This window comes from Methanolobus tindarius DSM 2278 (assembly GCF_000504205.1).
Classification (GTDB): Archaea; Halobacteriota; Methanosarcinia; order Methanosarcinales; family Methanosarcinaceae; genus Methanolobus; species Methanolobus tindarius.
Genome location: NZ_AZAJ01000001.1, coordinates 520,434 through 537,338 on the forward strand (window position 1 = coordinate 520,434; position 16,905 = coordinate 537,338).

Consider the following 16,905-nt stretch of genomic DNA (forward strand, 5'->3'; position numbering starts at 1 on the left):
AATGGCAGACGTAATTCTTAAACCAACAGGAAATTTCGACCTTACCGTTGAGGCAGAGGTTGTCACACCTGACAACTTTGCCGGTAAAAATGCAGATGAGATCGGAAAGTTACTTGTCTGGCAGGGCCCTGCAGAATATCCTCTTTCAGACTTTTTCTCAGTAGAAGGAAACGGTGGAAGCTCAGCAGAGGACACAACCATCATTATTGACGGAGATATCCCAAGGGTAAAGCGTATCGGACAGGAAATGACTGCCGGAAAGATTCTGGTAAAGGGCAGCGTAGGTATGCACACAGGATCTACAATGAGTGGCGGAGAGATCATCGTTGAAGGTGACTCTGAATCATGGGCTGGCATGGATATGAAAGGCGGTTCCATCCACATCAAAGGTAATGCGAAAGACCACATTGGCTGCGCATACCGTGGTAGCTGGAAAGGAATGACCGGCGGACGTATCACTGTAGACGGTGACGCAGTCAGCCAGGTAGGCGGTGGCCTTGCAGGCGGAGAAATAATTATCGGCGGTAGTGTCAAACACTTCAGCGGAATCCGCATTAACGGCGGTCTTCTCGTAATAAAAGGAAACGCTTTCAGAACTGTCGGAGCAGAGATGACCGGTGGTACTATCGTTGTCGGTGGTTGCATTGAGAGATTCACACCAGGATTTACAATGGAAGGTGTTGAGTCAGACCTCAAGTTCGGCGACATCGAGTGCCCTGGAGAATACAAGAAGTTCACAGGCGACTATGCCATTCCACAGAAAGGAAAGGGTGTAATGTACGTATCCTGTGACAACAACGAGTGTCTGTGAGGTGTTAATCATGGAAGCATTACTCAACACAGGAAGTACAATTAACGAAGGAAGACTTGCCAAAGGTGGCAACAAGTATTCCGATGATTACACAAAGGAATGTGCAGTATGCTGGATGTGTGCAGAGGACTACACATCTCTTGGATGCCCTGAGAAGGTAGCAGTAACATCCAGAGACGGAAAGCACACAGTTGCAGTTCGTCCAAAGGTAACAGAGGCAATGAGATCAGGACAGGTATTCATACCAAGGTCCATCTGGGCTAATGTTGTCGTTGAGCCAGACACATTCTCAACAGGTTCACCACGTTATAAGGGAGCTCCTGTTACAGTAGAACCAACTGATGAAGAGGTACTCAGCGCCGAGGAAGTTGTCCTGAAGCTGTACATGGGAGGTGAATAAAATGGTCTATAAGAACATTATATGCCCTGTCTGTGGAGGTTCATGTGACGATGTTCAGGTCGATCTGGATACCGAGAACCGTACAATCGATGTGCAGAATGCATGTAAGATGGGTAACGCAAAGTTCCAGGAAGTCGTAAGTTCACACAGGATCCTGAAACCAACCATCAGAGAGAACGGAAAGGTAAAGGACGTCAGCTGGGAAGAAGCACTTGAGATGGCAGCAGATATTCTTGTAAATGCAAGACGCCCACTGTTTTTCCTTGGAAGTGAGACCTCCTGTGAAGCACAGGAAGTAGGATTACACATTGCTGAATATCTTGGTGCACCAGCAGACTCCAACGCAACAATCTGCCACGGACCAACTGTTATGGGTATTCAGGAATCCGGTATGGTAGGAGCTACCGCCGGTCAGGCAAAGAACAGAGCTGACATGACCGTCTACTGGGGTGTCAATGCACTGGAATCCATGCCAAGACACATGTCCAAGTACGGTGTATTCCCAAGAGGTTACTGGACAAAGAGAGGAAGATTTGACAGGACAATGGTCACAGTGGACCCAAGGGTAACACCTACCGCTGTTGCATCAGATCTGCACCTTCAGCTTAACCCAAGTTCAGACTACGAACTTCTCAGCGCAATGTTCACAATCCTCAATGGCAAGGAGCCACATCCATCTGTAGAGGAAATCACAGGAATCCCAATTTCAGTGATGAAGCAGACAGTTGAGATGATGAAGGAGGCAAACTTTGTTGCTATGTACGTTGGTCTTGGTGTTTCATCCTCATACGGAAAACACAGGAACATTGAGATTGCACTGAACTTCGTCAAGGAGATGAACAATTACACCAAGTGTAATATCGGTGCTCTTAGAGGTCACTGTAACGTAGCAGGATTCAACCAGCTTGCATCCTACCTTTACGGTTACCCATTCGGCCTTGACTTCATGAAGGGATATCCAAGGTACAACCCTGGAGAGACAACAACTGTAGACCTTCTCAGGGAGAAAGATGTTGATGCAGCATTTATCATGTCTGCTGACCTTGTGAACCACATTCCGGCAGATGCTGCAAAGTATCTCGCAGACATACCAATGATCTGCCTTGACATTGCACCATGCCCATCAACCACAGCAGCAGATGTAGTTCTGCCTGGTGTAATTGATGCTATGGAATGTGACGGTACATTCTACAGACTCGACAACGTGCCTGTATACTTTGAACCATTCACAGACTCTCCATTCCCTGAAACAAAGAGCAATGAGGACACCCTCAAGCAGCTCTTTGCAAAGGTAAAGGCTAAAAAGGAAGCATGAGTGAGCACTGGTACTCAGAAAGGAAAGGGAAGGATGAAACCTTCCGCAAAGGTGAGGAAAGTATTTCCTCTCCCTTTTACGTCCCCATAGAGTGCCTGGAAATCACTGAAAACAGTAAACAACACATTACTGTGGACGTTATTGTAGAAGAAAAGTTTGAACTTTTCGTAAATAACGTTCACGTAACTACTTTTTTTGCAAGTCCTTACGAACTTGAAGAGCTTGCACTGGGATTTCTCGTCTGCGAGGGATTTATTGAACCTGACACCCAGGTTGATTCGATAAAGATAGAAGGAAAATCTATTTTCTGTGAAATTGAAATTAATACTCCTGAACTGGAGGAACTAACGCATCTTGAGAGGTGCGGAACAACATCATACCGCAAAGATGTCATCAAACAGATTAATTCCGATACTAAATTCAGCACCGAGGCTATTACCCACGGAGTCAGCCAGTTAAAAGAACTTGGCAGGGCATGGCACAGCACCGGGGGTGCACATACATCTATAATCTACAACAACCAGGGAGAAATACTATTCTTCTGTGAGGATGTTGGCAGAGCATGCTCCATGGATAAGGTTGTAGGTAAAGCCCTGATGAACGGCATCAATCTTTCAGAATGCGCTCTGGCTACAACCGGCAGACTGGCATCCACCATGGTTTCTAAAGCCATGAATGCGGGCATTCCTCTTATCTCAAGCAAAGGTGCAACTGTGCGTGAGTCAGTAGAACTAGCTCAAAAAGCAGGAATGACTCTGGTAGCTTTTGTGAGAGGGAAAAATCTGTATGTGTATGCAGGAGAAGAGAGAATAATCATCTGATTATCCAACTTCTACAAAACCAGGTGTTTCATTGGTTTCATTTCCAGATGTCGAACTATTGAAACCTGAAGTTTCGTTAGTCCCATTTACTGATGAATTTTCAAATGAATCGTTTACAAGTTGAATTGTATTTTCAGAATCATTCACGGAATTATTTACATAACTCAGATTGGCCTGATCAGTTAGATTCCCATCAACTGCAGAATTGTTTCCTCCTGTGAGATTAGTGTAAACAGCCATCGGGCCTCCATTGAGGAATACATAAGCAATGCCCGCAATTAGAATCATTGCCACAATACCATATGAAGCCAGCATCATCATATTCTGCTTTTTTTTCGTTTTAGCTTTTTGTTTAGCTGCAACATACTTTGTATTGAAATACCTGTCGAGGTTTTCTGCTTCGGTCGTCGTTAAATCGGATGACAGATCATAGGCACGCAATTGAGTGCTTATATAATCAACAAAAATCTGCCCCCCTGTTGCAGGAGCAGTTCTTATGTTTTCACCTACAATTTTAAGCAGAACCACCAATTTCTCATTATCATATGAAGACAGAGCCGCAGCTACATTCTTACTGAACTTTTCACCGCCATAGTCGCCACGTGTAAATCCAACACTACAAAGTGCATTTAATAATTCAACATCCCTGCCTGCATATATTCTGCGGATGGTATCTTTTATTACGTAGCTCCATAAACCTCTGTTTTTAAGAAGAGCGATATCAAGCTGCTTTTTTACACCGGCATTCCTTATCCTTTCAAAGAGACTTCTTAATGCTTCATCTTCTCCCATATTTGAAAAAATTGAATTTTGGGAGAGGTGATTACTGTATGACAGGAATATGTTTGCAATGGTAACTTCATTTGTCATCGGCATTTGTTTAATCTGTATGGATCTTTCTTTGAAAATCTGCACTAATGTAGAAACATCACCTTTGTAGAGTTCAAATAACCTATACAAAGACTCACTTGTTGCAAAAAGATCCAGAATATCCCATGTATGAAACCTGAAAGCAAAATTCTTTACAGTAAATGAAAGATTAATACGATTATTAGCTTGTAAAGATGCTTTAATATCGCTTTCATGTTCTTTGAAAACTCCTGGAAGCAACACATAATATTCACTATAATGAGGAGCAGACTTCCATTTCAGAACATGTTCTTCAAGTTCAAAATCCGGATTTGGCTCAATGGGACAAATTGAAATATCAGTATCATAAGGATACTGTGAAGCCATAAATTTCAGGTCGGATTCAAGGGAATTGCCTACTGAGGAAAATACACTGTTTATCAGAGAAACTGCATTAACTGCACTGGCAGACTTGACAGAGACTTTCTCATTGGCAAGCAGCTTACCAAAAGTATAGTCCACAGTAATCTCATCGGCGATAAGTTCCTTCAATCCTGAAAAGTCACTGATATCATTCTCTTCCCAGAGACCGACTAATCTGTATTCCAGCTTCTGTAAATGTGATATCTCTGAAGAAACTGTTTCATAGAACTGAGTAATAAGAGCTGATTCGTGGCCATTATAACCTGAATACTTGCCAACACATACAATTCTCTCTTCCCTTCCACCTACTTCCTCAACCATGACACTGCAACCCAGTATCAGAACGCCTTCTTCATGTGAAAGTTCAAAATACAGGGCATTCCTCTTGGAATCTATCTGCTTTGCCAGATTAGTGTATTCGTTGGAATAAACTTCCCCCTCCCCACTAAGGAGTCTACCGGTGGAGTTGTAAACATAAAATTCAGAAACCAAACTTTGCAATTTGTTCCACCCTCCATGGATAAATATTTTTAATAGCTTCTTCCTGCTGGTCAACTCTCTTTAAAGCATTTGCACTTACAGCATAGAAATGAATAGGACCTTTTGTAGCCCGATGCTGGATCTCTTTAAAAGTGTCGATATCCTTCAGCATCTCTAAAATCTCTTTTTCAATATTAAGAGCATCTTTTGAATTATCAATCACATCTGTGATATTCTTAATTTTATCAGCTTTTGTAACGACAATCGCATAAGATTTACCATCACCAAGCAATTCCATAATCCTTGAATACTGGCCAAACAAGCGAGTTAGCTGGCTTGCACCGTCCTCATGATAAGAGACAATATGTTCACCATCTACCAGAAAAACGACTTTGCCGGCATTTTCAAGTTTTTTATATACATGGGCCAGGACCAATTGATCAAGAATATAAACAACATCGTCAGGATGAGTATTTTTCAGTTCTGCAATAAACTCATGGCTGCCAATCTTTCCACTTAAAGTATCTTTATCAAGCTCTGGAATTTGTTTATTTATTTCCAGAATAGCCTTGAAGTACCCGTCTTTAGTCAGGTTCTCAGTAAACTCGCCACCATAGTCAACAAATGAAAACTCAATGGGCTTGATTGACTTTTTGCCCATCAAAGTATACATTGTCAGATCAGTTTTCTGATTACTTTTTGGCTGTTTCCCATTTTTTAGTTCTGCCAGCATGTTCTCGATCCTGTAATAATCCTCTTCTCTTGAAGAGGAAATTATAGTCTCGCTCCTGCGACCATTGTAATAATGAACGAACTGATTATACAGGGCAAGCAACAGCAGGGTTTTTCCTGATTTGGACGGACCATAAACAAAGACGTCTGAAGCCTTGATTCCATGCACGAACTTCATCAGTAATGCATGAAGAATCATCAAAGCAAAGAAGCTTAGTAAAATCATGAAAAGATCATTAGAACCTGAGAGCACATACTGAGGTATTTCACGCATGTCTTCTTCAGATACTAATTTGATTAATATGATAAACAGGTAGATCATCATTCCTACAAAAAACACTTTTAAAAATGAACGAGTCCTCTTTGCAACAATATCAAAGCGGTTGTTCATGAATGCATGCAATATGAATCCGAATCCTGCAAGTAAACCGGGGGCAATACCATCAAGTCTAAGTATATTATCCTGCACCCAGAAAAAGTAAAGATATGGTAAAAAGGCTGCCAGTAAAAGCTGCCCTCCAAACCGGGACCTTTCTTCAAACAGCATGCCTACGCCGCTTGAAATGAACAAAGCTATGAAAAAACTCAGTAATACAGCTATATACCATGTAAGCGAGGAGATAATCTGTTCACTTGTTGCAAACAGAAATCCCGTAGACAAGGCTAAACATAGCAAAAAAATAACCGGGTTGGTTATATTAGTCTTCCCCCGCAACCTCATAATGCCACCTTTTTCCAGTTAGCCATTTACTCAAGAGCTTCACGAAGTTTTTTGACCTCGTAAAGATCCTTTATTTTAGGTACTATATCCTGACCGGCTCTCTCCAAGTTTGCCAGTTCACCTGCGTATTTCACATCAAGCAACTTTTTCCTGACAATATACTCCCCATCCTGCATTTTCAGAACATGGTGCAGGATATTGTCACTGCTCTGCTCGTACATCTTCCAGTATCCTCCACCGGATGTCAGCGGAGAAATATTATCAAGGAAACTTGTAGCTGCAAGCAGTGTGAGAGTTACTTCCCATGGTTTTGCGTGGGAATGTGTTATCACACGGGCATCCTGAGAGCTCTTCAGGGACATTATGGCATTGATATCAGTGGATATTGTGCTATTCACAACTGATGATGAAATGTATGAGGAACGAGAACCTATGACAAGTCCCACTTTTCCGAAAGTCCACTTTTCCGTGGTGCTTATAGGTATCATCTGGTTATGGATTCCCAGTTTATAGTTCTCAAGCAGTGAAGGATACGTAGCCTTTACTTCAGAAAGAAGGTTGTTAAGCTCATTCATTCCGTTGTCATCGTTATCAAGATTAGTCAGGTCTGACATCTCGCCAATAAGAGACAGGATTTTCGGATTAATCTCGCCAACCTTTGTCCTGTAAAGACTTTTATCAGTCTTGTTCTTGGATTTGGTCTTCTCATTAATTGAGGACATGAAATGATAGAACGACTCGTAATGCTTATTGAGATCTCTTCTTGAACTGAATGTCTTTTCATGAAGTTCTTCGGCATGATCCATCATATCTGCAACTGAACGCTTTTCGCCAATCTCTTCTTTTATAGAATCAATATCCCCGGATATGGACTTTGATTTGAGGAAATATCCTTCCTTTTTAAGATATATTTCAGTCAGGCAATCCCTTAGAGAAGCTATTAACTCACTTCTCTCTGTCTGGTCAAAGATTGCATCAACCCTGTCATAATTGACTGATTCCTTACCGGCATCACCCAATAGTGAAGAGATCGTCTGTTTCTTAATTTCGGAAGCTTTTTTGTGCAGTCCTTTGTTCAGGAAATCATCGGGTATGTAGAACTCAAAAGGACTGTTTATCTGAATGTTCCAGTGTTTAGCATTGGATTTTATGTAATCCTCTTTTTCTTTTTTCATTGCCTCGAACTTTCTGACCTTTTTCTTCTTATCGCCCTTTATCAGACTGACAAGACCACCCTTTTCCTGCTTCTTTCTTTCAGAATCATAGAAATAATAGAGTGCAATGGATTCTATCAGGTTTATCAGGCCGTCATAACTGCCTTCTATCTCATAAGAGAGGTCTTTGAATTCCTGCTGCATTGCTGAAACGTTGGCAGCCCTTAGCCAGCCACTTTTATCCCTGGCCTTGATATCATCACTTTTTACATTGGAAATGAAGTCTTCAAGCTTCATCTTCAAATCCTTTTCCTTTTCATCCAGGGACAGGACTCTTTTATTGATAGCCAGATACTGTTCTATTTCTTTCTCGTTGTCAGAAATCCTTTGCTCTGCCTTTTTAGTAACCTGACCTTTAAGCAGTTCTGCACCCTCGGATTCCTCTTCTTTTTCCATTACCTGTTTCTCAAGTTCCCTCATCTCATCCTTGAGTTTCTTGGACTTGACATTCATGTTGCTGATGGTGGAAGATATATTCTGGTTACCCTTGAGCATATCAATAAGAGTTGACCTTGCAGACTCTTCAGATACACCGGAGACTTTTTTGAAGAGAAGAGCTGTTTCCTCCAGAACCTGAATGCTTTCGGGAATCAGATCTGCCAGCTTTTTATCATTCTCATCGGTAAGCTCATTTGACTTAACACTCTGTGAACCTGCCTTGACTTTGGAAAGATATTCAACCATGCCATCAAAAGTGCTTATCTTATCGATCTGCATTTCTGCAGGAATCTGGTTTGCTATGAAATACTCGATTGTGTCCACACTCTTATAATTAAGAAGACGTCCAATCTCATGTTTCAGTACATTTTCAATATTCCTGTATTCCTTTTTGATGTACTCGAAGTTCTCTTTAGTTGGAGCGGTTTCCTTGAAAGAATACTGATTCTGTAAGAAAGAATCTATCTGCTGGTTCAATTCTTTCCTGGAATTTGTAATCATTTCCAGAGAATTGATGATCTCTTCATACTGGTTCTTAAGTCCACGCAGATCCTCAATAGGATATTCAATAACATGGGAATTTGCAAAAATGAATGATGAGAATGACCCTTTTACGTCACTTATATTAATGTCACCGGTTTCCACATGGAAGAAATTAGTGAAAACATTAGGGAACATTGCATCGAACTCGTGAACCTCTGCACGTGCTTCTTCTCCCTTTTTGTATCCGGTAGGGCCAAGGGATGTGACAATCACATTGTTGAACAATCTCTCTGTCATGTTGAGATATTCAAGCTCAGTAAGGGCGATTGAAGCGTTTAATTGTTCCTTCTCTCCTTCCTGGGTTGTTGGAAGGACCACAAAGAGACATAGTTGTGTTGAATCGCCTTTAAATGAGCGTATATACCGTGCAAGGTCGATGAACATACCGGAACCTGTTCCACCTCCAAGACCCACAACAATAGCAACGCTCCCCCTGCTTGAAAAAGTTGGGAAGCCGCTGGATTCACCTTCGGTTATGACCTTGTAAAATATTGCTTTGGAAATTGCTCTTCTGCGGTGAACTCCACCACCAAAGTCATCCATTGCAAGGTGATCGATTTTCAACAAATCCTCAAAAACAATCCCATCTTCCGAATCATCGTTGAGCCACCAGGTTTTAACTTTTGGCTCAGACCTCTTGTTCTTGACTTTCTCAGCAATTTCCTTGCTGGCAAGGTCAGGAACCTGGCTGATGTTTGCAAGAGATGGTAAATAATAGAATTTAGTTTCAACGTTTCCCTGTGCTCCGCATTCGATTATTTTATTTTTCAGCTGTGAGACATGTAATTCATCGCCTTCTTTCTCGTTGGCATCGGCATCCATTGTATAAACTTTAAGCCGTCTGCCATCAGCAGAATAGTGCTTCAGGAACCAGTCGTTATTGCATATTTCCATTGTCAGTCTTTTTCCGCAGCCTCCAACACCAACTATTGTCATGTCAGTTGGTAATTGAAGTGGTGGAATTATCTTTTCATAACTCATATGTCATCATCCCCGTAATCATCGTCATCGGAATTACCGATTCGAATACCGATTATCGCACCAATAATAAGAGCAACTATAATTCCACCAGCAGCCAGATACAATGAGATTTCCGGTCCCTCCTCCTCATCAGAATTAAGATAGTCTGCAAGCTCATTGGCTTCATGGACAAGTCCTTTATCAAAAAGATCCGAGAGATAGTTCCTCATAAAAGGATCTTCGATTGTGTCAAGTTTACTTTCAAAGGATTCGATCTCAGGAACACTTATAGTGAATATCCGGGTGTCACTGTCCTTCAGACTGTTCTTTTCGTCATCCAGGAGATTAAAGCGGTAGTAGGCGTATCCTGTTGTTTTTTCATCTAGTTTTATGAGAGTTACCTTATCAGTCTGGACAACTTCCCTTACAACAGGTACTTTTCCCTGTATGTGAACGAGTACTTCTTCATCGCTGTCATTCAGGTCCAGTACATAATTATTGGAATTGCTGGTAATATCAAGTTCCGTAAAATTGTAAAGAGGATAATTTCCATATGCTTCCAGGTCAGTTTCAAAGGAAATGTAATCTGCTGACTGGGGAATACTGCTAATGGTGAGATCATACTCTATGATATCCCCTTCCTTTGCCTCATCAGGAAGATTACCTGCAATATCAACATCTACTGCACCAACGTTCGAAATAAGAGAGATAAGAATAAAGAAACAAAGTATAGTTTCAACTATCAGTATATTGCGTGTTTTCATGCTTCAACCCCAAAATAATTGCTTTCTTACAATAATTCCAATTTACACTAACCAAAACTGAAACTATTGTCCCACAAGTCAATAATTTTGTATATAAACTCCATCATTTAACTATATAATCTTTTTGATTTTATTGTGATTTTTAAATGAAATTAATAAAATATTAGAATCAAATAGAAAAGAAAGCGAGGATTAATCCTTTTTGTATCAAAATAATTGAATTTAATCATATAATCAGAAAACAATTTCTTTGTACTTATTTTCGAATTTTCAGCATCAAAATATCAAAACCATTATATCCCATAACTACACTACTACCCCTGCAACGTAACACAAATACTGTTGAGAATAATACTTCATATAAAAAAGAAGGTTACATCATGAGTGAAAAAATCGGAATTTTAGCTATTGGACACGGCAGCAGATTACCATACAACAACCAGGTCGTAACAGAGATCGCAAACATGATCGCAGAGAACAACCCTGAATATGTTGTAAAGGCAGGATTCATGGAGAACAGTGAGCCTACAGTAGAAGAGGCACTCATGTCATTCGAAGGTACAGGCGTAACAACAATCGCTGCAGCACCAGTATTCCTTGCATCAGGTATCCATATCACAAAAGACATTCCTGCAATCCTCAAACTCGACCCTGAGACAAATGAGGGTGAGCTTGAACTTGACGGAAACAAAGTCAGGATCGTCTATGCAAAGCCTCTTGGCAGCGACAAGCTCATTGCAGATCTTATCTTCAAGAGAGCACAGGAAGTCCTGTAAGCTGTGTCAAAGACACAGTTCTCTTTTTTACTAGCAAATCATATTTTGCAATATTTTCATTTGATTCCATAATGGCCAATTATCTTGTACTTTTGATGGACATTTCATCAAAATAAAAATCCTGAACCATAGTCATGGTCAGATATTTTGAATTGATATCAATAACTATTTTGTATTGCAACTAGAGTTTACTATATTTTACATATTATATGGAAAAATTAGGATTCACACGTGTTAAGTTCGCAAAGACATATATACCATAGTAATAATGACCTTTGGGAAGGAAGGTCACATTATGAGTGAAAAAATAGGAATCTTGATCATTGGACATGGCAGCAGGCTACCATATAACAATCAGGTTGTTACTGAAATTTCAAATATAATCGCAGAAAATAATCCGGAATATATTGTAAAAACAGGTTTTGTAGAACACAGTGAACCGAAAGTAAGAGATGCACTGATGTCATTTGAAGGCACAGGCGTAACTAAAATAGCTGCAACACCTGTATTCATGGCATCCGGAGTCCACCTCACAGAAGACATTCCTGAATTCATTAATCTGAAAGAAGGTACAAATGAAGGAGAGGTAAAATTGGATGGCAATATTGTAAAAATCTTATATGCAAAACCTCTTGGCAGTGACAGGCTCATTGCGGATCTTATCTTCAAGAGAGTGCAGGAAGCACTTTAAGCTGTGTCACAGACACAGCTATTTTATTTGAACTCCTTTTTTTCAGGCAGCAATAAACTGAGATGAACTTGCATTAACAGCACTTTCTATAATATCCTCAAGATTATCCCTTGCAACATCCGTTACAGCTGCAAAGACAGTGAAGGTATTGCCAGCATTTCCATTTTCTGAGCCTATAAACTCCAGCTTTGGTTGATCCTTGTAGGATGTTACACTGACCCGCAAACCCACAGAACCCGTGTGGAGGAACATCTTCAAATGCCCCAGGAACTGTGGGTTAATATCAAGAATGCCACTTCTGACAGATTGCATAACATCAAGAACCAAACCTGATGCAGTTTCACCGTCCAGAAGAGCACTAAGCTCATAAGAACCTGCATAACTGCCAACATTGAAATGATTGAACTCATCATCACACGCAGTGTTACAGGCAATTGGAGTAGTATTTGATGATAAATTTGCATTCTCTTCAATGAAAGACGATTCTATTTTCTCCATAAATGAATTAAAACTTCCATCGCAGGATTCCATTGACAAACTAAAAGTAGCTGAATCCGGATTGAAATCCTTTATAGTCGACATAATCTCAGCAACTTGTTCCCTGTCCAGCAAATCCTGTTTATTAAGAACAACGATATCCGCATTTTTAACCTGCTTTATGATAGAATCACCCGAATGTTCCATTAGTTCACCGAACTTACTGCCATCTATCAGAGAGATAATTGGACCCATGTTCACTTCAGGACCAAAATCCATTTTCTCTATCTGCTCTTTTATTCTCAGGGGAAATGCAACACCTGTAGGTTCTATAAGAAGGATATCCGGATCAAACTGTGCCTGCACAAGGGAAATATTGGCTTCAAGGGCGTACTTTAATGTACAGCAAATACATCCTCGTGGAATTTCCTTGGACTCAAGTCCGTTGTTACTGATAACCTGACCATCCACACCCACATCACCAATATCATTTACAAGCACTGCCACGCTGTATCCTTTAGATTTAAAGTGATTTCCCATCCGGATTATGGAAGTTGTTTTACCGCTTCCCAGAAAACCACTTACGAGTATTATGTTCATTCAAACCCTCCTATACTCAGTTATTATTAGTGAAAGTTAATTTTCAGAATTCTTTGAAATGTAAAAAGTATCAGAGGATGCAATCTCCTCCCTCTGCACCACATCCTGTCAAATCATGATCATAGATATCATCCATATCTTCCACCTCACCGTGAAGATGCTTATGATCATGGCTATGATGATCATGGTGGCCTTCATGGTCATCATCGTGGTGATGGTGGTCGTGATCATGAGGCTCATGCAAGCGCTGAGAGGTCATGTTCCTTTTATTGAAAGCAGATTCAACATTTTCATCCACCAGATGTACAAGTTCATTTTCATTTAATCCTGAAACTGCTGTAAGTATCTTAAATCTGGGACCGGAATGTGCAGTTGTTTCTATAATATTCATGGAAGGACTTTCAGCATGGGAAGTGATACTTATTTTTACAGTCTCATCCGGAACTTCCATGAACATTTTGATATGTCCTACAAACTCAGGACTGTGCTTTATGATTGAACTTTTCACATTTTCAGCAATTTCCAGTGTAATCTGCCTGGCAGTTTCCCTGTCAATATCGTCTTCAAGTATCCTGTAGTCATTAGCATATGAAGCAAGTCCTGAACTTTCGCTGTCATAATGCGTATGGTTGTCGTGATGGTGATGATCGTGACTGTGATGATCATGGTTGTGATCATGTGCATCATGATTGTCTTCATGGTGATGATCGTGCTCTTCATGATCTGCATCACGATGACTGTGATCGTGAGAATGTGGCTTAGCAGCATGTTCTTTCACATGAGTTGCAGAAACATGCTCATCTTCTGATACAGATGGAACTATCATACTCATAAGTTCAGTGAAACCGGAGTCATCAGGACGTGATGACATCTTAATGACGCTGGCATCAGAATTGAGCTGCTGTACTGAATCCATAAGCACAGACATTTTAATAGGCTCAACAAGATCAGCCTTATTAATCACAAGTATCTCAGCATCCTCTATTTGCCTTAATGCATAGACCTTGACGGATTTCATAATTTCCTTGAAACGGCTCCCATCTATCAGTGTCACAAGAGGAGCTACTCTGATATTGTCCCCGAAGTTCATTAATTCAAGTTCTTTTTTAATGAGATTCGGGAAAGCAATACCGGATGGTTCTACCAGAATATAATCAGGATTATATGAGTGATAAAGTTCAGTAAGTGTTGTTTTCATGTTGAGCTTCAAGGTACAGCAGATACAGCCATTTGTTATTTCCTTAGTGTCAAGCCCGTATTTTGATATGAGATCTCCGTCAATGCCTACTTCTCCAACCTCATTGACAATTATTGCTACTGTGTGGCCCCTTTCAGCCAATTCCTTACCTACATTAATTACTGTTGTCGTCTTTCCGCTGCCTAAAAATCCACCTATGATTATTGCATCCATTTAGTCTACCTCCTGTAATGGAACCTGAAAAATACTACAACTCAATGATATATAAAGTTGTTTACAAAGTTGGAGCGTATCCAAACATTAAGTATTTTAAAATCTATAAAAAATCAGCATCAATAAACCATAAAAATGAATACATGTATGAGAAAGATACACTAAATCGTAAATACACCCACTATGGTGAATACTAGAAGATAAAATAAAATCAAAAAACACTAACAATACATTGCTATAATACAATATACAAAATAATTAAATGTAACTATTTTGTCATAATACCCAAATATAAAAGGAATTAACTTGAGATTTCAAAAGCAAAAAATCATCGAAACCAGTAAATAGCCAGCTTGCTAAAATATTACTAATAAAGGTTTATGAGGAGTTGGAAACATGGAAAATGCCAAGATAGCAGACAAACTCGTAAAGCTCCTTGACCTCAGGCATGAACCGGTTGCTGTAAAAGTAATTAAGAAAGGCGAAAAGATTCCGGAAGGATTCAACGAACCTGAAAAAAACATCCGACACTGCCAGTCAATAATGAGGGCAAGGAAAGGAGAATCTTTTGTAATTCCTGCAGGCAAACATGCGTGCATGGTTGGCGCTTCAAGTCTTGGACTTGTACCGCTGCCGACTAAAGTAAAAGAAGGAGAGTTCCACTCAAATCTTGGAATGTTTGATTGTTCCGATGCTGCTGCAAATATGATATGCCAGCGCTCCGAGTTTGAAGAGGAAAGCACCATTGCCACAGTAGTCGGACCTTTGAAAGAGTTCAAAACTAAACCGGATGTAGTCATACTTGTTGACCTTCCGGAAACACTATACTGGCTAATCCCTGCAGCTACGTATTTTGAAGGCGGAAGACAGGCATTCAGCACTGCAGCTTTTCAGGCAACCTGTGTTGATTCCACTATTATTCCAATAACCAGCGGCGAGATGAACATGAGTCTTGGATGTTATGGATGCCGCCGGTCTACAGACATTGAAAATGATGAAATGATAGCAGGAATTCCTTACAAGAATCTGGAAAAGATAATAGAAGCCCTTGAAAAGATAAGCGATGGACCTATGCAAAAAGCAAGACAGAAATGAGATTCTAAGCTTTGAGTTTAATGTTGTGCCACCACATATTTTATCTCATATGAGAGAATATCCATTTCATACATGACCTAATTCCAGGTCACCAGGTGATATCTTAATGAAATGCGCATACTGCGATGATAAAATGTGCCGGGACGGCAAGGATTGTGCAGGCATAACAGACGATATAAGTTATGAAGGAAACGAGCTGAAGTCCATGAAAACTTCTGCTGCCATTGAAGCCCGGCACTATATGCAAAAAACAAGGCTTGAAGAAATTATCCTTTATGCAAAGGAGATGGAGTACAAAAAACTGGGGCTCGCTTTCTGTGTTGGTATGGAAAGAGAAGCAGAAGTCATAACCAAAATCCTGGAAAAACATTTTGAGGTTTTCTCCGTATGCTGCAAAGTTTCTGCAATTAGAAAAGAAGAGTACAACCTTGAGAAATTGCACCCGGAGTCCTTTGACCCAACCTGCAACCCAATAGGCCAGGCAATGATGCTTGAAAAGAAAGGAACTGAACTCAATATCATCATCGGCCTTTGTATAGGCCATGACATACTCTTTACACAACATTCAGCAGCTCCTGTAACCACATTCATCGTAAAGGACCGTGTGCTTGCACACAATCCTGCAGGAGCCATATACTCCGGCTACTACCTGAAGAAAGTTTTTGGAATAACAGACTGAGGCACCCGCATGAAAATAACCATTGTCTATGATAACAATGCACAGGAAGCACTGAAATGCGGGTGGGGATTTTCCTGCCTGATTGAAACCGGAACTAATAACATACTGTTTGATACCGGTTGGGACGGACACTTGCTTCTTGAAAACATGGAAAAACTGGAAATTGACCCGCAGATAATTGATACACTGGTACTCTCCCACCAGCATTGGGACCACACTGGCGGCGTTACAACTTTCCTGAACATAAACCCTGATGTAGATGTATTTGTACCATCTGGATTTTCCCCACGCCTTAAAAAAGAGATAACCTCACGAATTACAAAGAAACTATATGGTGTCAGCTCACCCCAGAAAATCTGTGATAAAATATACACAACAGGAGAATTAGAGAAAAACGGTACTGGAATTAAAGAACAATCCCTTATTCTGGAATGTGAATCCGGAAATTACGTTCTCGCTGGTTGTGCTCATCCGGGTCTGCTCTTAATTTTGGAAGCTGCATCTTCATTTGGCAAAATAAACGGAATAATCGGAGGTTTGCATGACAGCCAGGAATATGGCTCATTCAAAGAAATGGACCTCATAGGTGCAGGACATTGCACATCTCACAAAGATATTATAAGAAAAATGTATCCTGAGAAATTCCAGAAAATATATGCCGGATATTCAATTGAGCTTTGAGATCCAAAAGTAAAATATCAACTG

General features: G+C 40.4%; 15 protein-coding genes and 1 pseudogene. 10 read left to right on the forward strand and 6 right to left on the reverse strand.

Features of this window, described 5'->3' with window-relative positions:
* Window position 1: 1 nt before the first annotated feature.
* From METTI_RS02345 to fdhD, 4 genes are read left to right on the forward strand one after another with little or no spacing between them, the layout of a single operon-like run.
* On the forward strand, window positions 2–811 hold the full coding sequence (locus METTI_RS02345) for a formylmethanofuran dehydrogenase subunit C (RefSeq protein WP_023844206.1): 810 nt from the start codon (window positions 2–4) through the stop codon (window positions 809–811).
* Between the two features lie 10 nt (window positions 812–821).
* On the forward strand, window positions 822–1,211 hold the full coding sequence (locus tag METTI_RS02350) for a molybdopterin dinucleotide binding domain-containing protein (RefSeq protein WP_023844207.1): 390 nt from the start codon (window positions 822–824) through the stop codon (window positions 1,209–1,211).
* Between the two features lies 1 nt (window position 1,212).
* Window positions 1,213–2,526, forward strand: a complete 1,314-nt coding sequence (locus METTI_RS02355; protein ID WP_023844208.1) for a formylmethanofuran dehydrogenase subunit B — start codon at window positions 1,213–1,215, stop codon at window positions 2,524–2,526.
* Entirely contained in the window at window positions 2,523–3,347 is an 825-nt protein-coding gene (gene fdhD, locus METTI_RS02360; RefSeq protein ID WP_023844209.1) for a formate dehydrogenase accessory sulfurtransferase FdhD, read from the forward strand. Before METTI_RS02355 ends, fdhD begins: the two co-directional genes overlap by 4 nt.
* Here fdhD and METTI_RS02365 read toward each other — a convergent pair whose 3' ends face one another.
* The 4 genes from METTI_RS02365 to METTI_RS02385 all read right to left on the reverse strand — a co-directional run bounded on the left by METTI_RS02365 (window position 3,348) and on the right by METTI_RS02385 (window position 10,471).
* Complete coding sequence (locus tag METTI_RS02365; protein WP_023844210.1) at window positions 3,348–5,120, reverse strand: hypothetical protein; 1,773 nt, start codon at window positions 5,118–5,120, stop codon at window positions 3,348–3,350.
* Window positions 5,101–6,492: a hypothetical protein gene (locus METTI_RS02370; RefSeq protein WP_211232183.1), complete on the reverse strand. Its 1,392-nt coding sequence runs from the start codon at window positions 6,490–6,492 to the stop codon at window positions 5,101–5,103. The genes METTI_RS02365 and METTI_RS02370 overlap by 20 nt, the downstream gene beginning before the upstream one ends.
* Window positions 6,493–6,578: 86 nt before the next feature.
* Window positions 6,579–9,728 (reverse strand): tubulin-like doman-containing protein, encoded by a 3,150-nt coding sequence (locus METTI_RS02380; RefSeq protein WP_023844212.1) that lies wholly within the window; start codon window positions 9,726–9,728, stop codon window positions 6,579–6,581.
* Window positions 9,725–10,471, reverse strand: coding sequence for a hypothetical protein (locus tag METTI_RS02385; RefSeq protein ID WP_023844213.1), 747 nt, complete (start codon window positions 10,469–10,471; stop codon window positions 9,725–9,727). The genes METTI_RS02380 and METTI_RS02385 overlap by 4 nt, the downstream gene beginning before the upstream one ends.
* Before the next feature lie 215 nt (window positions 10,472–10,686).
* Between METTI_RS02385 and METTI_RS16270 the strand changes: the two are divergent.
* The 3 genes and pseudogenes from METTI_RS16270 to cfbA (METTI_RS02395) all read left to right on the forward strand — a co-directional run.
* A pseudogene (locus METTI_RS16270) lies at window positions 10,687–10,818 on the forward strand (hypothetical protein); the annotation flags it as partial.
* A gap of 33 nt (window positions 10,819–10,851) precedes the next feature.
* Window positions 10,852–11,247 (forward strand): sirohydrochlorin nickelochelatase, encoded by a 396-nt coding sequence (gene cfbA, locus METTI_RS02390; protein WP_023844214.1) that lies wholly within the window; start codon window positions 10,852–10,854, stop codon window positions 11,245–11,247.
* A 265-nt stretch (window positions 11,248–11,512) separates the two neighbouring features.
* Window positions 11,513–11,938 (forward strand): sirohydrochlorin nickelochelatase, encoded by a 426-nt coding sequence (gene cfbA / locus METTI_RS02395; protein WP_281170052.1) that lies wholly within the window; start codon window positions 11,513–11,515, stop codon window positions 11,936–11,938.
* A 42-nt stretch (window positions 11,939–11,980) separates the two neighbouring features.
* Here cfbA (METTI_RS02395) and METTI_RS02400 read toward each other — a convergent pair whose 3' ends face one another.
* Complete coding sequence (locus METTI_RS02400) at window positions 11,981–13,015, reverse strand: GTP-binding protein (RefSeq protein WP_023844216.1); 1,035 nt, start codon at window positions 13,013–13,015, stop codon at window positions 11,981–11,983.
* A gap of 70 nt (window positions 13,016–13,085) precedes the next feature.
* Window positions 13,086–14,426 carry a GTP-binding protein gene (locus tag METTI_RS02405; RefSeq protein ID WP_023844217.1) on the reverse strand — a complete coding sequence of 447 codons (1,341 nt, stop codon included), beginning with the start codon at window positions 14,424–14,426 and terminating at the stop codon, window positions 13,086–13,088.
* A gap of 396 nt (window positions 14,427–14,822) precedes the next feature.
* Here METTI_RS02405 and METTI_RS02410 point away from each other — a divergent pair, with 396 nt between their 5' ends.
* From METTI_RS02410 to METTI_RS02420, 3 genes are all read left to right on the forward strand, one after another.
* Complete coding sequence (locus METTI_RS02410) at window positions 14,823–15,521, forward strand: DUF169 domain-containing protein (RefSeq protein WP_023844219.1); 699 nt, start codon at window positions 14,823–14,825, stop codon at window positions 15,519–15,521.
* Between the two features lie 106 nt (window positions 15,522–15,627).
* Window positions 15,628–16,200 carry a DUF1847 domain-containing protein gene (locus tag METTI_RS02415; protein ID WP_023844220.1) on the forward strand — a complete coding sequence of 191 codons (573 nt, stop codon included), beginning with the start codon at window positions 15,628–15,630 and terminating at the stop codon, window positions 16,198–16,200.
* A 9-nt stretch (window positions 16,201–16,209) separates the two neighbouring features.
* On the forward strand, window positions 16,210–16,881 hold the full coding sequence (locus METTI_RS02420) for an MBL fold metallo-hydrolase (RefSeq protein ID WP_023844221.1): 672 nt from the start codon (window positions 16,210–16,212) through the stop codon (window positions 16,879–16,881).
* The last annotated feature ends 24 nt before the right edge of the window (window positions 16,882–16,905 follow it).

Bases quoted from the DNA above. Each gene is read 5' to 3' on its own strand.
- METTI_RS02345 (WP_023844206.1), top strand. From the start codon at position 2: ATGGCAGACGTAATTCTTAAACCAACAGGAAATTTCGACCTTACCGTT.
- METTI_RS02350 (WP_023844207.1), top strand. From the start codon at position 822: ATGGAAGCATTACTCAACACAGGAAGTACAATTAACGAAGGAAGACTT.
- METTI_RS02355 (WP_023844208.1), top strand. From the start codon at position 1,213: ATGGTCTATAAGAACATTATATGCCCTGTCTGTGGAGGTTCATGTGAC.
- fdhD (WP_023844209.1), top strand. From the start codon at position 2,523: ATGAGTGAGCACTGGTACTCAGAAAGGAAAGGGAAGGATGAAACCTTC.
- METTI_RS02380 (WP_023844212.1), bottom strand. From the start codon at position 9,728: ATGAGTTATGAAAAGATAATTCCACCACTTCAATTACCAACTGACATG.
- METTI_RS02385 (WP_023844213.1), bottom strand. From the start codon at position 10,471: ATGAAAACACGCAATATACTGATAGTTGAAACTATACTTTGTTTCTTT.
- cfbA (WP_023844214.1), top strand. From the start codon at position 10,852: ATGAGTGAAAAAATCGGAATTTTAGCTATTGGACACGGCAGCAGATTA.
- METTI_RS02400 (WP_023844216.1), bottom strand. From the start codon at position 13,015: ATGAACATAATACTCGTAAGTGGTTTTCTGGGAAGCGGTAAAACAACT.
- METTI_RS02405 (WP_023844217.1), bottom strand. From the start codon at position 14,426: ATGGATGCAATAATCATAGGTGGATTTTTAGGCAGCGGAAAGACGACA.
- METTI_RS02410 (WP_023844219.1), top strand. From the start codon at position 14,823: ATGGAAAATGCCAAGATAGCAGACAAACTCGTAAAGCTCCTTGACCTC.
- METTI_RS02415 (WP_023844220.1), top strand. From the start codon at position 15,628: ATGAAATGCGCATACTGCGATGATAAAATGTGCCGGGACGGCAAGGAT.
- METTI_RS02420 (WP_023844221.1), top strand. From the start codon at position 16,210: ATGAAAATAACCATTGTCTATGATAACAATGCACAGGAAGCACTGAAA.